Below are 18522 nucleotides of genomic sequence, written 5' to 3' on the forward strand. Positions count from 1 at the left end.
TTGAAGCGCCGCAGGAAACTTGCTATCATAGCGATATTACGTACAAGCGAAGGTGGTTTACGAATGACGAAACGGGCATACAATTTCAACGCGGGGCCGGCAGCGCTGCCGCTTGAAGTGTTACAGAAGGCGCAGCAGGAATTCGTCGATTTCAAAGGAATCGGCATGTCGATCATGGAAATTTCCCACCGCAGCAAAGAATACGAGCAAGTGAACGGCGAAACGCAGCAGCTGCTGCTTGAGCTGCTCGGCTTGCCGGCCGGTTATAAAGTGCTCTTCCTGCAAGGCGGAGCGAGCACGCAGTTCGCGATGATCCCGATGAATCTGCTTACGGCGGACAAGGTCGGCGCCTATGTGATGACCGGCAGCTGGGCGGAGAAGGCTTATCAAGAAGCTCAGCTGTTCGGGGAAGTCGTTATCGCCGCCAGCTCGAACGAAAGCGGTTTGCTGAACATCCCGGCGCTAAGCGACATCCGCGTGCCGGATAACGCGGCGTACCTGCATGTGACGTCAAACGAGACGATCGCGGGCACGCAATACCACGAGTTCCCGAATACAGGCGGCGTACCGCTGATCGGCGACATGTCGAGCGATATTTTGTCGCGTTCGTTCGATGCCTCCAAATTCTCGATGATTTATGCGGGCGCGCAAAAAAACCTCGGGCCTTCCGGCGTAACGGTCGTCATCGCGCGTGAAGACTACCTGAAGGATTCGCCTAAGCACGTGCCGACGATGATGCGCTACAGCACGCATCTGAAGAATGATTCGCTTTACAATACGCCGCCGGCGTATTCCGTATATATCGTCAATCTGGTGCTGAAATGGATTAAGGAGAACGGCGGCCTTTCCGTGATGGAGCAGCGCAACCTGGAAAAAACGGCGCTCGTGTACGACACGATCGACGGCAGCGGCGGCTTCTACGAGGGACTGGCTGCGAAGGACAGCCGCTCGATCATGAACATCACCTTCAAGCTGCAAAGCGAAGAGCTGGAGAAGGCGTTCATTAAAGAATCCGAAGCGAACGGCTTCGTCGGCTTGAAGGGCCACCGCAGCGTAGGCCATTTGCGCGCATCGACCTACAATGCCGTACCTTACGATAGCTGCAAGGCGCTCGCCGATTTCATGGCCGATTTCCAAAAGCGGAATGGGTAATGAGATTGGTAGAAGAATGACAAAAAGAGCAGCCGAATCCGGCTCAATGTCATTAAGTTAAGCTCAAGGACAAGACCGGGAATAAAAATGGAATCCGAAACGGCATGGGAAAAAAGCCCTGTGCCGTTTGTTTTTTTGGTGCAAGCAAGGAAAAAGCGTACAGCAAACAAAGCGGATGGAATATCCGCTTAAAAAAATGTTCATGTGAACCGAATTATGCTACTCTGTAGACGAAGTTAACAGCTGATTTCCAGCGGATTTTGCGCGTATTCTTCTGCCCCGGGATGGGTCGAATCGGCAAAATGTTTTTGCGAATCAGCGCTTCAACATTGGGCGGGGTTCATCGTCCCTTGAGCGCAGGAAATGTCTACAAACGTGAACGGCGACCGTGAAGTTGACTTGGTATTGGTGCCGTTTATCCATTTGGGAAATGACTACGTGCCGTCGTTGTTTGCCGTCGGCATTTTGCTGATCAGCTTGTTTGCCAGGCAGGTTGATCTTGACCTCGACTGCGTGCTGTACGGGGAAATCGCCTATGTCGGCTGGGATACGATGGAGATCGGCGGCGTCAATGTAGGGCCGAAGGCCGTATGGGCGCTGGGCCTTACCCTTCTGCTGGTCGTGTGCATCGTCGGGTTGTTTTATAAGCAGTTCAAGCTGTGTGCGTTCGACCCGGCGCTCGCTGCGGCTCTCGGCATACCGGTCCTCCTGTTCCATTACCTGCTGATGGGGCTCGTTTCGATAACGACCGTCGCATCGTTCGAAAGCGTCGGCGTGCTGGTCGTCCCTGCTGCGACGGCTTACCTGCTTACGGATAAGCTCGGCAGATGATCGCGTACAGCATGGTCATCGGCGTTATTTGCTCGACGGCCGGCTATTATGCCGCCGTGCTGCTGGACGCTTCGATCGCAGGCTGCATGATTTCGGTAGCCGGCGCGCTGTTCGTGCTAGCCTTCTTGTTCTCGCCGACCCAAGGCGTCGTCTGGAAGAAAAGACGCCAGCGCCGCAGCGCGCTTGCAGAAGCGGCGGCAATTTAGGCGGCGACGCCGAATAGCGCCTTCACAGTCAGCGGTCGGCTGATTGCGGAGGCGCTTTTTCGTGCAAAGACATTCATTTCCTTGCTCCGGATGTGCTATAGTACAATAGCAGCGAACCTGGATTGCGATGGCGCTTGAGCAAGGCACGGAATACTGTTCTATAAATGAAAGCGCTATCATTATATGAGGGGGATACGCATATGATTACCATTCTTATTGTTGATGATAATCCATCAGATCGAATGGGTATACTTGGTTTGATTGACTGGTCTTCTCTCCAAATCGAAGTGGTTGGGCTTGCTGTTAACGGGTTGGATGGCTACAGACAAGCTGTTGAGAGAAAGCCTGATTTTGTCCTGACGGATGTCTCGATGCCTGTTCTGGATGGAATTAAGATGACGCAGAAGATTAAAGCTGAGCTGCCGGAAACAAAGTTTATTTTTATGAGCTGTTTCGACGACTATGAATATTTAAAAGGCGCGATTGATCTGGAGGTTTATGGCTATATTTTAAAGCCGATCGATTTGCAGGAGTTAACCCAAACCATTGAAAAGGTAAAACATATAAAGCTGATGGAAGCCGAGAAGGAGCAAAACGAACAAAGGCTGAGACAACAGCTTCAAGAAAGCATGCCCCTTCTTCAGGATCAATTAATCCGGGATCTGTTATATGGCAAATTAGAGGATGAACAGGATATAAGGGATCGTATGAAATATCTGGGTATGGATTTTGCGAATAAATATGTTGCGGTGCTCTTTTTGCAACTTGATAATTTTGATGTTTTATATACGGAACTTTCCATAGAAGACAGACAAATGATGATTTACAGTATACAGAAGTGTGTGGAAGAAACGGTTCTACAGGACATTCAGGGCTACGTGACCAATCAACAGCATAACAGTCTGGCGATCATTCTTATGATGCAGGATGCAAACCGTGAGGAAATGCTTACTACCATAATCGATTCAGCCAACAGATGCAAAGAAGCGGTTAATCAAAAAGGCTTGCATATCACGATCGGCATCACAGAGTTTTCCAGCAGCCTGAAGATGCTGCCTGACTTATTCCAAACGGCAGAATATGCGGTAAAATCAAAGTTTTTTGGCAGTGGCAACCGCATTATTATGGCATCAGAAGTAAAGGAGCCCGATACCGGGTTTCAATACAATATACTGGAAATCAAACGGAGTATGGAACGGCTTGTTGAAAGTGGAGAGGAAGAGGGAGTTGCTGCGTTTCTGGATGATTATTATAACACAGCGGTGTTATATCCCGAGACGTATGTAAAAAGCCTGGCATTTTCGATTATCAATGTGGTACAAACGATTTTGATCGAGCGAAATGAAAGCTATGAGAGCGTTTTCGGGTATGATCTGGATGTCTGGAATAAGCTGCAACGGTTTGAAACCATGATGGATATCAAAGGTTGGTTGTTTAGCATGATTAACACCGTCAGAACATTTCTCAACAAAGCGGCAAATGGACGCTACCAGAAGGTAGTGGAGGAAATTAAAGCGATTATCGATAAAGGATACACGGAGATCGACAATGTGAGTCAAATCGTCAGCTCACTCTATATTAGCGCAAGCCATGCCAACTTCATCTTCAAAAGTCAAACCGGGCAAACGATCTTCGATTATTTGATTATGCGAAGAATGGAAGCTGCTAAAGGGATGCTGTTGAATCCCGAGATGAAAATTTATGAGATTGCCGAGAAGTCGGGGTATAAAACGAACTCTTATTTTGCATCTGTATTTAAAGAATATACCGGATTATCACCTAAGCAGTTCAGGGATCGGCACTTATGATAACAAAGCTGATTCGATCGTTTTTACCGACTTCCACGCTGAAAAGCAGAATTTTCAAAAATCTGATTGTATTCACCATGCTTCCCTTTGTGCTGATTGCCGTCATCATTTGTATAAATACGTATCAAGATATTACGAAAAAATATACAGATCATGTGAGAGAGCGTATCAATGAAAGCAGCAACTTCATCAATGAAACACTGGGCAAGTATATTGATAAAAGCAGCTCGATTATTACCAATCAGTATCTGATTACTCATCTTCAAAAAGATTACGGCGATGATCTGGAGCAGATGATCTATTTCATGGACAATATAAACGCGATGATCAGTGAGCCCTTTAGCAGTCATATCAAGAGTCCGTACATCATTCATACTTCCAACCAGTCGTTATATGAAGGCAAGTTTGTCCATGTTACGGAAGGAACAAGCACGAATGAATGGCTCGTCAAAGCCGCGAGCGCACCAGCCACAGAAATTTTGTGGGAGCAACAGCTGACGCTGAAAAACTCGCAAAGGTATGTCACCTTTTATCGTAACATAGTAGACTTTAATATTTCTGTTGGTATTCTGGAAGTGAATATCCCCTATACGGTATTGGAAGCCATCATAAACAATAGCGGGTTTCAGGAGAAAGCATTGATATTTTTAGTGAACGATCAAGGGGATGTCTTGCAATTTACCAACTATTCCAAGGTAATGGTAAACAACGTCCATGACATTACACCTGAACATTTTGTGATGCAAAGCGAAACATTAAAAAACGGGCATACCTTAACCGTAGCTCTCCCCAGAAAAGAAATATATAAGCTAACCTTGACGACCCTGTTGCTATTATCGGTGTTTTTTTTCGTGTATGTAGCGCTTATGCTGCTTGCTTCCCATTTCACCTCCCGGAAAATTACGCAAAGTTTGCAAAGCTTTATTACCCAGATCAAGCAGAAGGACAACCTCCTGCTGAATGAAGATTTGATCGAGATCGAAGGGGATGACGAGGTTGCGATCATCAAACAGAAATTTAAAACCCTCATAAGCAGAATGAATGAGATCTACCAGCATAACAATGCACTGGAAATCGAGCTGCTGCAATCGCGAATCAACCCGCATCTTCTCTATAATTCTTTGTCTGTCATTAAATGGACGGCATCCTGGAACAAAGATCAGAAAACGATTGATATCGTCAATGCCTTAACCAAATATTACAGGACGGCTTTAAATAAAGGGAATCAAATCATTCAAATAAGCGCCGAGCTGGAAATGATCAAGGAATATGTGAAGATTAACGTTCATTCGCATTCTTGCGATTATCGTCTGGAGGTTGAGCTTGAGGAAGGAATAGCCGAGTATTATACGTTTAAGCATTTGCTTCAACCGATTGTAGAAAATGCCATCCTGCATGGACTCAACGGGAAGGAAGAGGACGCAAGAATTACGATTAAGGGATATTGGAAGCAAACGGATATTGTATTCGAGGTTAGCGATAATGGGCGAGGAATGGAGCAGGAAACGATTGTGAATTTGATGAACGATACGTATTCGGCATCGGCAAGCTTTGGCGGGTACGGAATGAGGAATGTAAGGAGACGGCTGCAAGCTTATTATGGCAATAGTTATATCATCCAGATTCAGAGCGGAATTGGCGAAGGGACGAAGGTTTTGGTTCCAATAGCGGCTCTGAATGAACAAGAATTGACGGATCGCAAGAAGAGCGGGACGGCTTCGTTGTGACGAACCTAACCTGCCATGATGCGCCACTGCAACTACGTTGCAGTGGTTTTTTCAGTTTTCAAGCAAATAGTGATAGTTTTCATGAGATTGTTGTCTGGAAACGGTTCCGGCAATTCCATACAATCAGAGTGTGCCGCAAGATACAAGTACACAAGCAAGTACAACAAAGAGAAGGGAGACCTACTTATCGTTATCGACAAAATTATTCGGTACAGGTTTTTATACCTGCTCATTTCGGGGGCATTTATCTGGACAGTTATTTTTTGCTACCTGCCCATGATCGGGATTATCATGTCGTTCCAGGATTTTAACATTTTCAAGGGTTTTTGGGGAAGTCCATTCGTCGGGTTGGAGCATTTTGTGACGATTTTCACGGATCCGATGTTTTTGAAAGCGATTGGCAATACGCTTTGGTACAGCTCGCTTATTCTCGTTCTCGGTTTTCCCCTGCCGATTATACTCGCGTTAATGTTTAACGAGCTGAGAGGGAAATATTTCAAAAGGGTCGTGCAAACGATCAGTTATTTGCCTTATTTTTTGTCCTGGATTTCGGTAGTTGCCCTGTTCTACAGCTTTTTCGAAATGAGCGGTCCCTTTAATGATTTGAAGGTTTACCTCTTCGGAGAGGGAACGGAACGGACGAATATTCTCATGGACCCCGACAACTTTGCAGGTATTCTCTTCGGATCGCATCTCTGGAAAAATGTTGGCTGGTCGTCTGTCATCTTCCTTGCAGCTATTGCCGGAATCGATTCTCAGCTTTACGAGGCGGCCGTAGTGGATGGAGCCAGCAGATGGAAGCAGATTGTTCATATCACGTTACCTGGAATAATGCCAACGGCGATGATTATTTTTATTCTCAATTCCGGCGGCCTCGTTACGGCGAATTTTGAACAGGTTTTCGGATTCCAAAATCTTTACACCGTAGAGCAAACGCAGGTTGTCAATACGTTGGTTTACAAACTGGGTGTGCAGCAAGGGAATTATTCGTTGGCTACAGCTTTTGGCTTGGCGCAAGGCATCGTCTCTTTCCTTATTGTCTATATCGTGAACCGGGTATCCAGGAAAGTAAGCAGTGTTAGTATTTGGTAAAGGAGCAGGATCGTGAGACAGAGCGTAGGCGTTCGAATGTTCAATGTTTATAATATCATGTTCATGATCTTCTTAAGTGTGATTACGATCTATCCCTATTTGAACCAGCTTGCCGTTTCTTTGAATGATGGGGAGGACACGATATTCGGCGGTATTACGTTATTTCCAAGAGTATTCACCTGGGAAAATTATCGTACGGTTTTTACGAATGCGGGTTTTCTTGATTCCTTGATGATTTCTTTTCTCCGAGTCGTCTCGGGAACAGCTTTAGGGATTCTGTTAATAACAGGCGCGGCTTATGCCTTGACGAAAAAAGATCTTCCTGGCAGGAATTTCCTGATTAACTTTCTGATTATCCCGACCTTCATTTCTGGAGGGTTGATCCCAACGTATATGTTGTACCGGTATTTGTATTTGATGAATAATTTTCTTGTTTATGTGATTCCGATGGCTTTTGTTTTTTACTATATGATCATCGTTCGCACCTATTTTCAGTCGATACCGAAAAGCCTGGAAGAGTCAGCGTTAATCGATGGCGCCAATGAAATGCAGATTATGTTTAAAATTATGATTCCGCTTTCAATGCCGGTTATGGCGACGGTGACGTTATGGCTGGCTGTGGCGCACTGGAATGACTGGACGACCTCGCTTTATTTTATAACGAAAAAAAATCTCTACACGCTGCAATTTATTATGTACAAGGTGGTCAAGGAAGCGGAGCTTGTGAATGAAATGGCAAAGGCAAGTGCAATGTCCGGAGGCGGCGCGCAGTCCTTTAAGGTTACCGCAGAATCCGTGAAGGCTGCCACCCTTATTGTGGCAACGCTTCCTATCGTCTTGCTCTATCCCTTTCTGCAGAAATATTTTATCCAAGGTATCATGATTGGCGCCGTTAAAGAGTAGGTTGCGCTGGATATAACACCTCAAGGTGTTTATCATATTTCAGGGCGTGTCTGAATGCTCCGAGGGGAACAGATTTTGCCGAATTTTCGTTCCATGCAAGGCGCGTTTGTGAAGGCGTACCGGGGGTACGTCGAGCAAACGGAACGAAGCAGGGGGCGAAAAGGCGGTGAAAGATGACCCCGAGTGAGTGTTCAGACACGCCCTCAATAAAGGAAATGGAAAGGGGAAGGGGTTCAATGGGTTCTATGAAACGAAGCTTTGCCAAACCGGTTGGTCTGTTTCTTGCTGTCGCCATGATGGGCAGTCTGTTTGCAGGCTGTACGTCAGATGGAAGCAAAAAGGAGGGGTCGCCGTCACCATCAGGTTCATCAACAAGCCCACAAGCATCTGCGCCTGCGGGGTATACGCCTACGAAGGAGCTTCAGCTTACCATCTGGAATACGCAAGGGACGGATGTGCAGGCGGTCGAGAAACCGAAGGAGGATATTCCCGGCGACTGGCTTGCCGCAAAAACAAAGGTGAAAATCAAAGAGTTTTACGGAAATGGCGGGCAGCAGTGGGAACCGAAGCTGACGGCGCTTGTGGCCGGCGGCAATTTGCCGAACCTCGTGCTCACCCAGTCCAAACAAGGACCGGCTCATCATGCCAAGCTGCATGAAGGCAATTTGAACTGGGAGCTGACGCCGGAGATGCTCCAGAAATACGCTCCCGACGTATGGAAGTCGGTTCCGAAATATATTTGGGATTCGATCAAGATAGACGGCAAAATATATGGTGTTCCTTTCAATCTGACAGTGGATAAAGAGATAGATGCGACATTAAGCGATAAATTTGTGGATTCATTCTCGTCGCCGAAAGAGCGCTTGACTTGGTCGGGCAACGGAAGCAGTGGCATGGCCATCAGAGATGATATTCTGAAAAAGCTTGTACCAACGGCAAAGGATTATTCGGAAATTATGAGTCTGATCAAAGCGAATAATGCGCCGATCGGAGACAAGATGATCTTGCCGATCAAATCAACGGCAGAGTACAAGAAGCTGATGTATGACATCCGGGATATGGGGCTTAAAGAAGGGAACAAGCCGGTCTATTCCTTCGGATACGACGGCGGCGATAACTGGTTGGCTCTGTCTGTGCTCGGAGCGGAAATGTTAGGGTATAAAGGCGAGTATTACTATTCGGGGTTTATGAATATCCCGAAGAAGAAGATGGAATTCGGTTATGAGAACCCTGTCATCAAGCAAGCAGGGAGCATCAATAACCAGATGATTAACGATAAGGTCATTGATCCGGAGTCACTGGTGCATAACTCGGAAAAGTTTAAAGAGAAGGTCATGACCGGTCAATATGCGATTATTGTCCCGGCCTGGGTAGGCGGGATTGATAAGGTGAACCAAGAGTTGGAGAAATCCGGGAAAACCTATCATTATGTTCCTTTCTTTACGCAGGTTCCACAGCTTCCGGAATTTCCGGCGTTTAAGGAAGGACCGCCTACGTTCAATGAAACGTTATCGTTATTGAAAACGTTGAAGGAAGATGAAGTCCCGCAGGTGCTGAATTGGATCAACACGCAGTTCACCAAGGAATGGGAAGAGATCAGGTTCTGGGGGACCAAGGAAGCGGCGTTATATACGAAGAACGCCGATGGCACACGGACGTTCAAAGATGAGAACATGCAAAAGCTTTTGGTCGATGGGGATTTGAAGGCGATGGATTGGCGGGACGCGAAAGGCCTGAATTTCAACAATAAGCCTTACTCCGGCGGCACGACAGGTTTCTGGACAGGCATTGTGCATTGGGGGAACTCGGCAAGCGATTATTCTCCGGCGTACCTGAATAACAAAATCAGTTATCAAACATTGTCAAGAGCGATGAGAATTTCTTCAAGCAGCGAGTGGACCAAAGGCTTCGTCTCCGTTCCTAATATCCAGATATGGTCGGCTGAATATGCCAACATTCCGGAAGTGAAGAAGTTTTGGTCGTCGCGCGCATCCTGGGATGATCCGTTCAAGGTTACGCTGACAGCCAAAAATGAAGAAGAGTTCAATAAGAAATGGGATGCGGCGCTAGACAATGCACGGAAAGTCGTAGATATCGATAAAATGCTGGAGGAGCAGACGAAAGTTGCCTTGCCTTTGCTAGAGAAGCGTGCTGCCAAGTAGTGGATAATGGTTCTCAGGAAAGATCGTATTGATCTTTCCTGTTGATTTTCTTAACCCGAGTACAATACGAAATGGGCGGAGGCATAGTAGAAATGAAAAAAATGGTTGCCGCTTTTTTGATGATTGCCTTGCTGCTTTCCTGTATAAGTCCAGGCCTTGCTTTTGCCGCAGGAGAGCCTGTAAGCCTTTCAAACAAAACCAAAACAACCGTTGCGGGATATAATTATGCGCGTTCCAGCGGCGGAATTGTACAAGAAGCTCAATATCTTAGCTTTCGGACCAATCAGTGGGTGGAATATGACGTCGTAGCGCCGACAGCCGGGAATTACAATTTGTTCATGACCGTAGGGATGCCGAGCGACAAGGAGGTTACTGTGCTTGTAAACGGTACCGTTTCGAGTAACGTATACCTTCAGGCAACCGGAAATTATACGCCTACCCAAACAAGATTTGCGGTGACGATGGCACTGAATGCGGGGAACAATACCGTTCGTATTACCAACGTGGTTGGCGGCTATTATCTCGAATCGGTCAGCTTTGCCGCCGACAAGCCGATCACCCTTTCCAATGAAGCCACAACTACCGCCCCGGCCTACCGCTACTCGGATGCCAGCGGCACCATCGTACAAGAAGCCCAATATCTTAGCTTTCAGGGCGGCCAATGGGTCGAGTATGACGTCATAGCGCCAGCAGCCGGCACGTACAATTTGAGGATGAAAGCAGGGTTCCCGTCAGGTCCTGCAAGAAAAGTAACGGTACAGGTGAACGATACCGATCGTTTCGAGAATATTATGCTTGAGCCAAATGGAACTTACGTGCCTGCAGCGGATCGAGTGGTGGCAACCTTGCAACTCAAAGCGGGGCGGAATACCGTCCGTATTGCCAACATGGGCAGCGCCTTTTACTTCGAATCGGTAGGCTTTGAGCCTGTTGATAGCATCACCCTTTCGAATGTTACCAAAACGACTGTTGCGGGATATAAGTACACGCGTTCCAGTGGTGGAATCTCACAAGAAGCCCAATATCTTAACTTCCAGACCGGCCAATGGGTGGAGTACGACGTGATGGCGCCAGCAGATGGAGCTTACAAATTGTTCATGACAGCAGGTGTGCCAAATGCCGAAGGAACCAAAGAAGTCACTGTACTTGTAAACGGTACCAATAGTTATAGCGGATTTCTTGAGCCAACAGGGGGGTATCAGACTACAGCGTCGAGACTTGTCGCAACGACGTTGCTGAAGAAAGGAATCAATACCATTCGCATGACGAATGTGATTGGCGGCTATTATTTTGAATCCGTAAGCTTTGAGCCTGTTGAGCTAATCAACCTTTCCACCAATGCCAAAACCACCGTTGCAGGATATAAGTACGCGCGTTCCAGCGGAGGAATCGTACAAGAAGCCCAATATCTTAGCTTTCGGACCAATCAGTGGGTGGAATATGATGTCGTAGCTCCGACAGCCGGGAAGTACAATTTGCTCATGAAAGTAGGGATGCCAGGTGACAAAGAGGTTGCTGTACTTGTAAACGGTACCACTTCATATAGCGGGCACCTTCAGTCAACCGGAGATTACTTTTCTACAATGACGAGATTTGCGGTAACGATGGAACTGAATGCGGGGATCAATACCATTCGGATTACCAACGTGGTTGGCGGCTATTATCTCGAATCGGTCAGCTTTGTTGCAGACAAGACGATTCCCCTTTCCAATGAAGCCATAACCACCGCTCCGGCAAATCATTACTCCGATTCCAGCGGCGGAATCGTCCAAGAAGCCCAATATCTTAGCTTTCAGGGCGGCCAGTGGGTGGAGTATGACGTCATAGCGCCGGCGGACGGAACGTACAATCTGCTCATGAAAGCAGGGATGCCAGGTTCCGCAAGAAAAGTAACCGTACTGGTGAATGATGCCGATCATTATGAGGGTACGCTTGAGCCAACGGGGGATTACTTTTCTACAATGACAAGACTTGCGGCAACCATGCAACTCAAAGCAGGAAGAAACACCATTCGCATAACCAACGTGATTGGCGGCTATTACTTTGAAACGGTAAGTTTTGAGCCTGTTGAACTCATCAATCTTTCCAATGAAGTGACAACTACCGCCCCGGCAAATCAGTACTCGGATTCCAGCGGCGGAATCGCACAAGAAGCCCAATATCTTAGCTTCCAGACCGGCCAGTGGGTGGAGTACGACGTGATGGTGCCAACGGATGGAAATTACAAATTGTTCATGACAGTAGGTATGCCAAATGCCGAAGGAACGAAAGAAGTCACTGTACTTGTAAACGGTACCAATAGTTATAGCGGATTTCTTGAGCCAACAGGGGATTATCTGACTACAGCGCCGAGACTTGCCGCAACGACGCTGCTGAGGAAGGGTAAAAATACCATTCGCATAACCAACGTGATTGGCGGCTATTCCTTCGAATCGGTAAGCTTTGAGCCTGCTGAGAACCCTGTATACATGAACTTGTATGTCAGTGATAACGGGAATGATACAAATGCGGGCGAGCAGAGCAGTCCTTTTAAAACCTTATCACGCGCCAAGCAGGAAGCAGCTGCATTAAGCAATGCGATGACAGGCGATATTGTCGTTAACATCATGCCTGGTTATTATCAGCTTAGTGAAACGGAACGGTTCGACGAGACGCATAGCGGCAAAAACGGTTTTAACATCGTGTATCGCGGTGTAACTAAAGATTCACCGCCGCTCATTAGCGGAGGTAAGAAGGTAACGGATTGGGAGCAGGTAGATGGTTCCATCTGGAGAGCTAGCCTCGATCAAGAGGAAACGGTAAGAAATTTATATATAGACGGGTTTCCGGCGGTGCGTGCAAGAAGTAAATACACCTATACGTACAACGAGGATTATAAAGTGGCAGGCAGCGCAAATGAAAACGATGGATTTACGACATCTGCCATCAACTTTCCCAAAAATGTAACCCATGCGAACGATATTGAGCTGGTTTGGGATCTGGAATGGGCATCGCAGCGAACGCTTGTCGAGGATATGGCAGTGGAAGGCGATCAGGTCCATTTTATCATGAAGCAGCCTTATTGGTCGGGCAAAAATACACCTGGTACGCATGTTACTACCGTTTCTCGCGGAAAACATTTCTACATTGAAAATGCAAAGGAACTTTTAGATGAGCCGGGTGAGTTTTACTACTCCAAGGATGAAAAGTATATTTATTACTATCCTTACACGGAGCAGAATTTGAATGGCAGTGACATTTTTGTAGGCGACTTGGAGTTCATGTTCCGAATTGAAGGCAGCAGTGCCGCCAATAAAGTTTCCAATCTTGTCTTTGATAATCTTGATATTCGCTATGGTGCCTGGAATGAAGTAAGTACCACAGGGCTAATTCAAGTTCAGGCTGATGCTATTCAGAATATTAACGACAAATCGTCCTTGTTATCAAACTTGATGATGCCTGCGCAGTTTGCTGTGAATAAGGCAACGAATATAAAAATTTTGAACAGCAGCTTTTCCAACCTCGGCTCTGCGGCAATCAGTATGGTAGATGCGGTAAATAACTCTAAAATTGAAGGCAATGTCATCAGAGATGTCAGCGGAAGCGGCATCATCATTGGAACATGGGAACATCAAAATGTGAAGCCGGGAATGGAAACGGTTAAAAACGTGACGATTAAAAATAATGTCATCCGGCGCGCAGCAAACGAATATCGCGGCACGGTAGGGATCAGTGACTATTATGAATATGGCATTAGTATTACGCACAACAGTATTATGGAAATGCCATACACCGGCGTAAGCGTTGGTTGGGGCTGGGGCGCTTATGATTCGAGGACAGCCGGGAACATCAATGTGTCGTATAACTATTTTGAGGATGCCGTGCATTCCTTGAAAGATGGCGCGCATCTGTACACATTGGGGTCCAATCCGGGAAGCGTGATTTCCAATAACTACTTCAAGAAAAGTGGGCCGGGCGCCATGCCATTCGGCGGTGTGTATACTGACTCGGGCAGCGGATATTTCAACATACAAAGCAATGTGTTTCAAGATACGCCAACGATGTGGTTTGTAGGTCTGAATAATACACATGATTTAGTTGCGGATAACAACTATGTAGAAGTAGCAAAGAATATCGTGCTTCGATCGCCTACAAATAAGCTCACGAACACCCACGTAATCAGCAATGGCGAATGGCCTGGGGAAGCGGTAGCCATCATGCAAAATGCCGGCGTGGAAGCGCCATACCAAAACCTGCTTGCTAAAGCGGAGTATCCTTCCTGGATGAGAAGCGTAACGAAAACCGTCCCCAAGCAAGCCTTCAAAAGCAAATACAGTGGAAATACGTGGATGGAAGCAGAGGATTTTATGGAAGGCGGCCAAAATGTCGGCTACTATAAGATCGTCGAGAAGCCTTTTAATAACACCTACAGACCTGACGGCGTTCCGCTTATTGCAAGTCTTCCTCTGGGCAACGGATATGTCGTACACGAAGATTTCGCGGGCGAGTGGCTGAAATACGAGCTAGAAATCGCTCAGGATGGTCTGTATGATTTGGACATTAAGGCATCGCACGCATGGCCGGCTGGTTCTCCTCAACCGGGCGTGAAGGTGTATATTGACGATGTTGAGGTGCTTGCGGCGCCGATTCCGTATGCACAAGATTGGTTTGCGCTTACACGTTATACGTTAGGAAAGGTTAACCTTACTGCAGGTAAGCATACAGCCAAAATAGAGTTTGTAAATAACGGCTTCTATTTTGATGCGTTCCGATTCATTGAAGAGAACGGAGTGGAAATACCTCAAGACGATCCTGATTTTGATGATGGGATTATTCCTGTAACGGGAGTAACGCTCGATAAAACGTCCGAAGTGTTGAATATCGGTGATTCTACTACGATTACAGCTACCGTGAGTCCTAACAATGCCATAAACAAGACAGTGACATTTGCCTCAAGCGACAGCTCGATCGTATCGGTAACCAATACGGTGTATCATGCCGTAGACGGTACGACTACTGTGACGATTAAGGCGAACGGCATCGGGACGGCAACCATCACGGCAACGACGCTGGAGGGATTGAAAACGGCTGTCAGCACGGTGCAAGTGCAGGACCCGGATGCCGTCATGGTTAAATTGGTTGACAGTAATGGCAATCCGTTGAGCGGAGGAACGGTCAAGTATTATGATGGCGGATGGAAAAATGTCGGGGTAACCGATGCTGCCGGCTTCATAAGTATGAGTTTGCCCGATAAAACGTACACGTTCAGCGTATCTTACTTAGGAACTTATAAGGAAATCACACAGAATACAGGTGTTAATGCGACGGTGGTGTTCCAGACCGTCAACACGACAGTCCAGCTTAAGGACAGCTTAGGGAATCCGCTCGACGGCGGAATCGTGAAGTATTATGCCGCCGGATGGAAAGAATTCGGGACGACGGCCGAAGGAACGGCAAGCAAGGAACTGTTGCCGGGCAACTATACGTTTAGCACGTCTTATCTCGGAACCTATAAGGAAATCGTGCAGAACACGAGCTCGGATGCGACAGTAGTGTTCCAGACCGTCAACACGACAGTCCAGTTGAAGGACAGCTTGGAGAATCCACTCGACGGCGGAATCGTGAAGTATTATGCCTCCGGATGGAAAGAATTCGGGACGACGGCTGAAGGAACGGCAAGCAAGGAGTTGCTGCCAGGCAACTACACGTTTAGCACGTCTTATCTCGGGACCTACAAGGAAATCGTGCAGAACACGGGCTCGGATGCGACGGTAGTGTTCCAGACCGTCAACACGGCAGTCCAGTTGAAGGACAGCTTGGGGAATCCGCTCGACGGCGGAATCGTGAAGTATTATGCCGCCGGATGGAAAGACTTCGGGACGACGGCTGGAGGAACGGCAAACAAGGAACTGCTGCCGGGCAACTACACGTTTAGCACGTCTTATCTCGGAACCTATAAGGAAATCGTACAGAACACGGGCTCGGATGCAACGGTTGTATTCCAGACGTCGCAATAACGTAGTCGAACAACTGCCTCTGGAATGCCAGCGAGTCTTTATACCGGTCCGGCCGTGATGATGGCGGGTTTCGCCAAAACTACCTCGATGCTCTCTGGCCAGCGCTATCGCCTTGCAGCAGCTTTGGAACGCAGGAAGCTAAGAAGATTTAGAAGACAAAGTAAAAGCCAACCTCGATACTCGGGTTGGCTTTCTTTGATTATGGACAAAACCGATACGGTCATCGCCGCATCGGTCTGCTGCCGCTGCTTATTACTTCAAGAAAGAACTACGATTTCTACAACGTCTTTCTTCCGTTCATCTTCCTCGGCAATCAGCCGAACTGTACGCATGTTTTGATCGTAACCCCAGCCTTCTCCCTCGACGCCGCAAGAGGCATCGTCCTGATTACTCTTCTCCGCTCGTTCCGGCAGCTTCGCCCCGTTGATTTCCACGCTGACGGGCTTCCTATCCGAATGGATCAGGATGTCGTAGCTGCGTTTCGCCGGCATTCCCTCGTACATTCCGGTTCGCGGACTTATTCGCAGGACGACGGCATTCTGTTGTTGTCGGCATTCGATACGCGTCTCGGCAACGTTCCCCTCCTCATACAGAAAAGTCGTCCCGTCGTCCTCATACAGCGTAAAGTTGCTGTCGCCATGCGGGTAAACATGCACCCCTATACGTTCAACGGACTTCTCTCCAACGTAGTCCATTTCGGGCCATTCGGGGATGATCGCTCCGGCGCGAACGAACAAAGCACCTCCCGCATAAGCGGGAATGTTGCAGGCGACGGTTTGCGGGCCCGTGTACCGCTCCTTCGTCCAATAATCGATCCACTCGCCTTCCGGCAAATAGACTTGGTCCGTAAAAGCGGCGACGAGGAAGGAATCGCCGAACATATACTGTTCGAGCAGGTCGTCAGACTTCGGATCGTTCGGATACGCGAGCGGCATAGCACGGACAATCGGCATTCCCGTACGAGCGGCAACATGCGCTGCGGAATAAATGTACGGCAGAAGGCGATACCGCAACTTCGCGTACATCTTGAACATAGCCAGCATCTTCTTATCCAGCAACCACGGATGGCGCCAGTAGGCCCAGCTATTCACCTGCGACCATGGCTGCAAAAACCCGAAGTGGAGACCGGCCGGAGTAAACACCTCCATATCGCAGCTTGTATTGGCATGTCCGGACAACCCGTGATTCAGCAGCGATACGAGCGGCTTCGGCCCTCCGCCGGTGTCCCCTGCCCAAGTGGCCGCATATTGCTGGATGCCTGCAAATCCGCCTGCCGTATAAATCATCGGTCTGCGTCCCGTCTGCTCCTTAAAGCCGTGATGCATCTGCTTAGCGAGCAAAATCGGATACAGATTGTGCATTTCTTCGTCGATCATTCCATTGCCCCAAAGCCGGTCGGGGTGGTCGAGAACTTGCTGGGCGCCGTCCAGCTTGAACGCGGAAACGCCCTGCCTCACAAACTTGCTTAAATGCGTGTACCACGCCTCGTCGCGCTTCGTGACCCTATCCATATAGATGGGGTGCTGTAGCTTCGTATCTTGTTCATAATCGTCCGGATGCGCTCCTTGGAAGCCGTCTCCCTCCCCGCTCAAGCCGCCATCGACATTTTCTTTCTCCCGGATTAGCTGCTCTTCATGCAAACTCATGTCGTAGTCGGCGCATAGCCACAAACTCATTTTAAAGCCGAGTCGTTCCAATGCGCCGAAGAAAGTGGCAGGTCCGCCGTCCGGCATCCACTGCGGAATCGCAAACCTCTCCGGATGCCAGTTCTTATTCACCGAATAATCGTAATGTTTTTCCATCCAGCCCGGTTCCAGTCCGATCAAGTCGCAAGGGATGCCTTCACGGCGAAAGTTCAGCGCATCGTCGATCATCTCTCTCGCATTGGCCTGTTCATTGCACACGAAAGTAAGGCCGTATGCCCAGATCGGGAGAACCTGCGGCTTGCCGGCGACGGACGTGTAGCTTTGAAGCAGATCGGCAAGCGTTTCCCCCGCGAACAAGAAATAGTCCAGTTCGCCGCGGCCGCCCCAAAATCGCAGCCGATCATTCACCGCGCTGCCGACATCTACGGCGTGTCGCCATGTCGTGTTAATAAGGAGCCCCCATCCTTTGCTGCTCATAAGAAACGGAATCGGAGCATAAGCTTTCACATTCGCCACCCACATGTTCGCCCGATGACCGCGTTTTTGAATTCGTTCACGCGTTTCGTCGCCCAAACCGTACACCCGCTCCTGTTCGGCCAGCAGAAATTCCGCGCCGAACCCCCGCTGCGGATCGGACCACGCCGGTATCGCATGGCGTGTCAGCATTTCGCCTCGTGCATTCATAAGTTCGATGCGGCCGCTGCTTTTCTCCACTCGAAGCTGCGCTCGTTCCGTACGGATGTCCAGCACATCCTCCCGGTCGTTAACCGTACAAACGGCATCCCTTTGCCCGCTATCCAATATGCCGTAACGGATCAGCGCGGGTTCGCGGAAATCGTCGGCCGCACTTAAGCGGATGCGGAACGTATCCGGCGCAACAACTTGAATGCGCATATGCCCGCCGCCTTGCAATGTAATGTTCAGAAATTTATTATCCACGCTTACACCTCTTCTCCGGGTTATGTGCCTGTTTCGGCTTTGCCTTATTGCTTTCCCTGC

8 protein-coding genes and 1 pseudogene are annotated in these 18522 nt (G+C 48.3%); 8 read left to right on the plus strand and 1 reads right to left on the minus strand.

The window, feature by feature from the left end; translation table 11 throughout:
• The first annotated feature begins 63 nt into the window (after window positions 1-63).
• The 8 genes and pseudogenes from serC to ACKGJP_RS06820 all read left to right on the plus strand — a co-directional run bounded on the left by serC (window position 64) and on the right by ACKGJP_RS06820 (window position 15877).
• Window positions 64-1152, plus strand: coding sequence for a 3-phosphoserine/phosphohydroxythreonine transaminase (gene serC / locus ACKGJP_RS06785; protein WP_409344911.1), 1089 nt, complete (start codon window positions 64-66; stop codon window positions 1150-1152).
• A gap of 444 nt (window positions 1153-1596) precedes the next feature.
• Window positions 1597-2189, plus strand: a pseudogene (locus ACKGJP_RS06790) (metal ABC transporter permease); the annotation flags it as partial.
• A gap of 200 nt (window positions 2190-2389) precedes the next feature.
• A complete protein-coding gene (locus ACKGJP_RS06795; RefSeq protein ID WP_409344912.1) occupies window positions 2390-3997 on the plus strand; it encodes a response regulator in 1608 nt (535 codons plus the stop codon).
• Window positions 3994-5724: a histidine kinase gene (locus ACKGJP_RS06800; RefSeq protein WP_409344913.1), complete on the plus strand. Its 1731-nt coding sequence runs from the start codon at window positions 3994-3996 to the stop codon at window positions 5722-5724. Before ACKGJP_RS06795 ends, ACKGJP_RS06800 begins: the two co-directional genes overlap by 4 nt.
• A gap of 81 nt (window positions 5725-5805) precedes the next feature.
• The gene (locus ACKGJP_RS06805; RefSeq protein ID WP_409344914.1) at window positions 5806-6816 is read left to right on the plus strand and encodes an ABC transporter permease; all 1011 of its coding nucleotides are present in this window, start codon (window positions 5806-5808) and stop codon (window positions 6814-6816) included.
• Window positions 6817-6915: 99 nt separating this feature from the next.
• The gene (locus ACKGJP_RS06810; RefSeq protein ID WP_409344915.1) at window positions 6916-7719 is read left to right on the plus strand and encodes a carbohydrate ABC transporter permease; all 804 of its coding nucleotides are present in this window, start codon (window positions 6916-6918) and stop codon (window positions 7717-7719) included.
• 236 nt (window positions 7720-7955) lie between these two features.
• Entirely contained in the window at window positions 7956-9881 is a 1926-nt protein-coding gene (locus ACKGJP_RS06815; protein ID WP_409344916.1) for a hypothetical protein, read from the plus strand.
• A 92-nt stretch (window positions 9882-9973) separates the two neighbouring features.
• Window positions 9974-15877: an Ig-like domain-containing protein gene (locus tag ACKGJP_RS06820; protein WP_409344917.1), complete on the plus strand. Its 5904-nt coding sequence runs from the start codon at window positions 9974-9976 to the stop codon at window positions 15875-15877.
• A 257-nt stretch (window positions 15878-16134) separates the two neighbouring features.
• On the opposite strand, the gene ACKGJP_RS06825 is transcribed toward ACKGJP_RS06820, so the two are convergent.
• Window positions 16135-18462 (minus strand): TIM-barrel domain-containing protein, encoded by a 2328-nt coding sequence (locus ACKGJP_RS06825; protein ID WP_409344918.1) that lies wholly within the window; start codon window positions 18460-18462, stop codon window positions 16135-16137.
• Window positions 18463-18522 lie beyond the last annotated feature (60 nt).

It is taken from the genome of Paenibacillus litoralis, assembly GCF_046244365.1.
GTDB lineage: Bacteria > Bacillota > Bacilli > Paenibacillales > NBRC-103111 > Paenibacillus_V.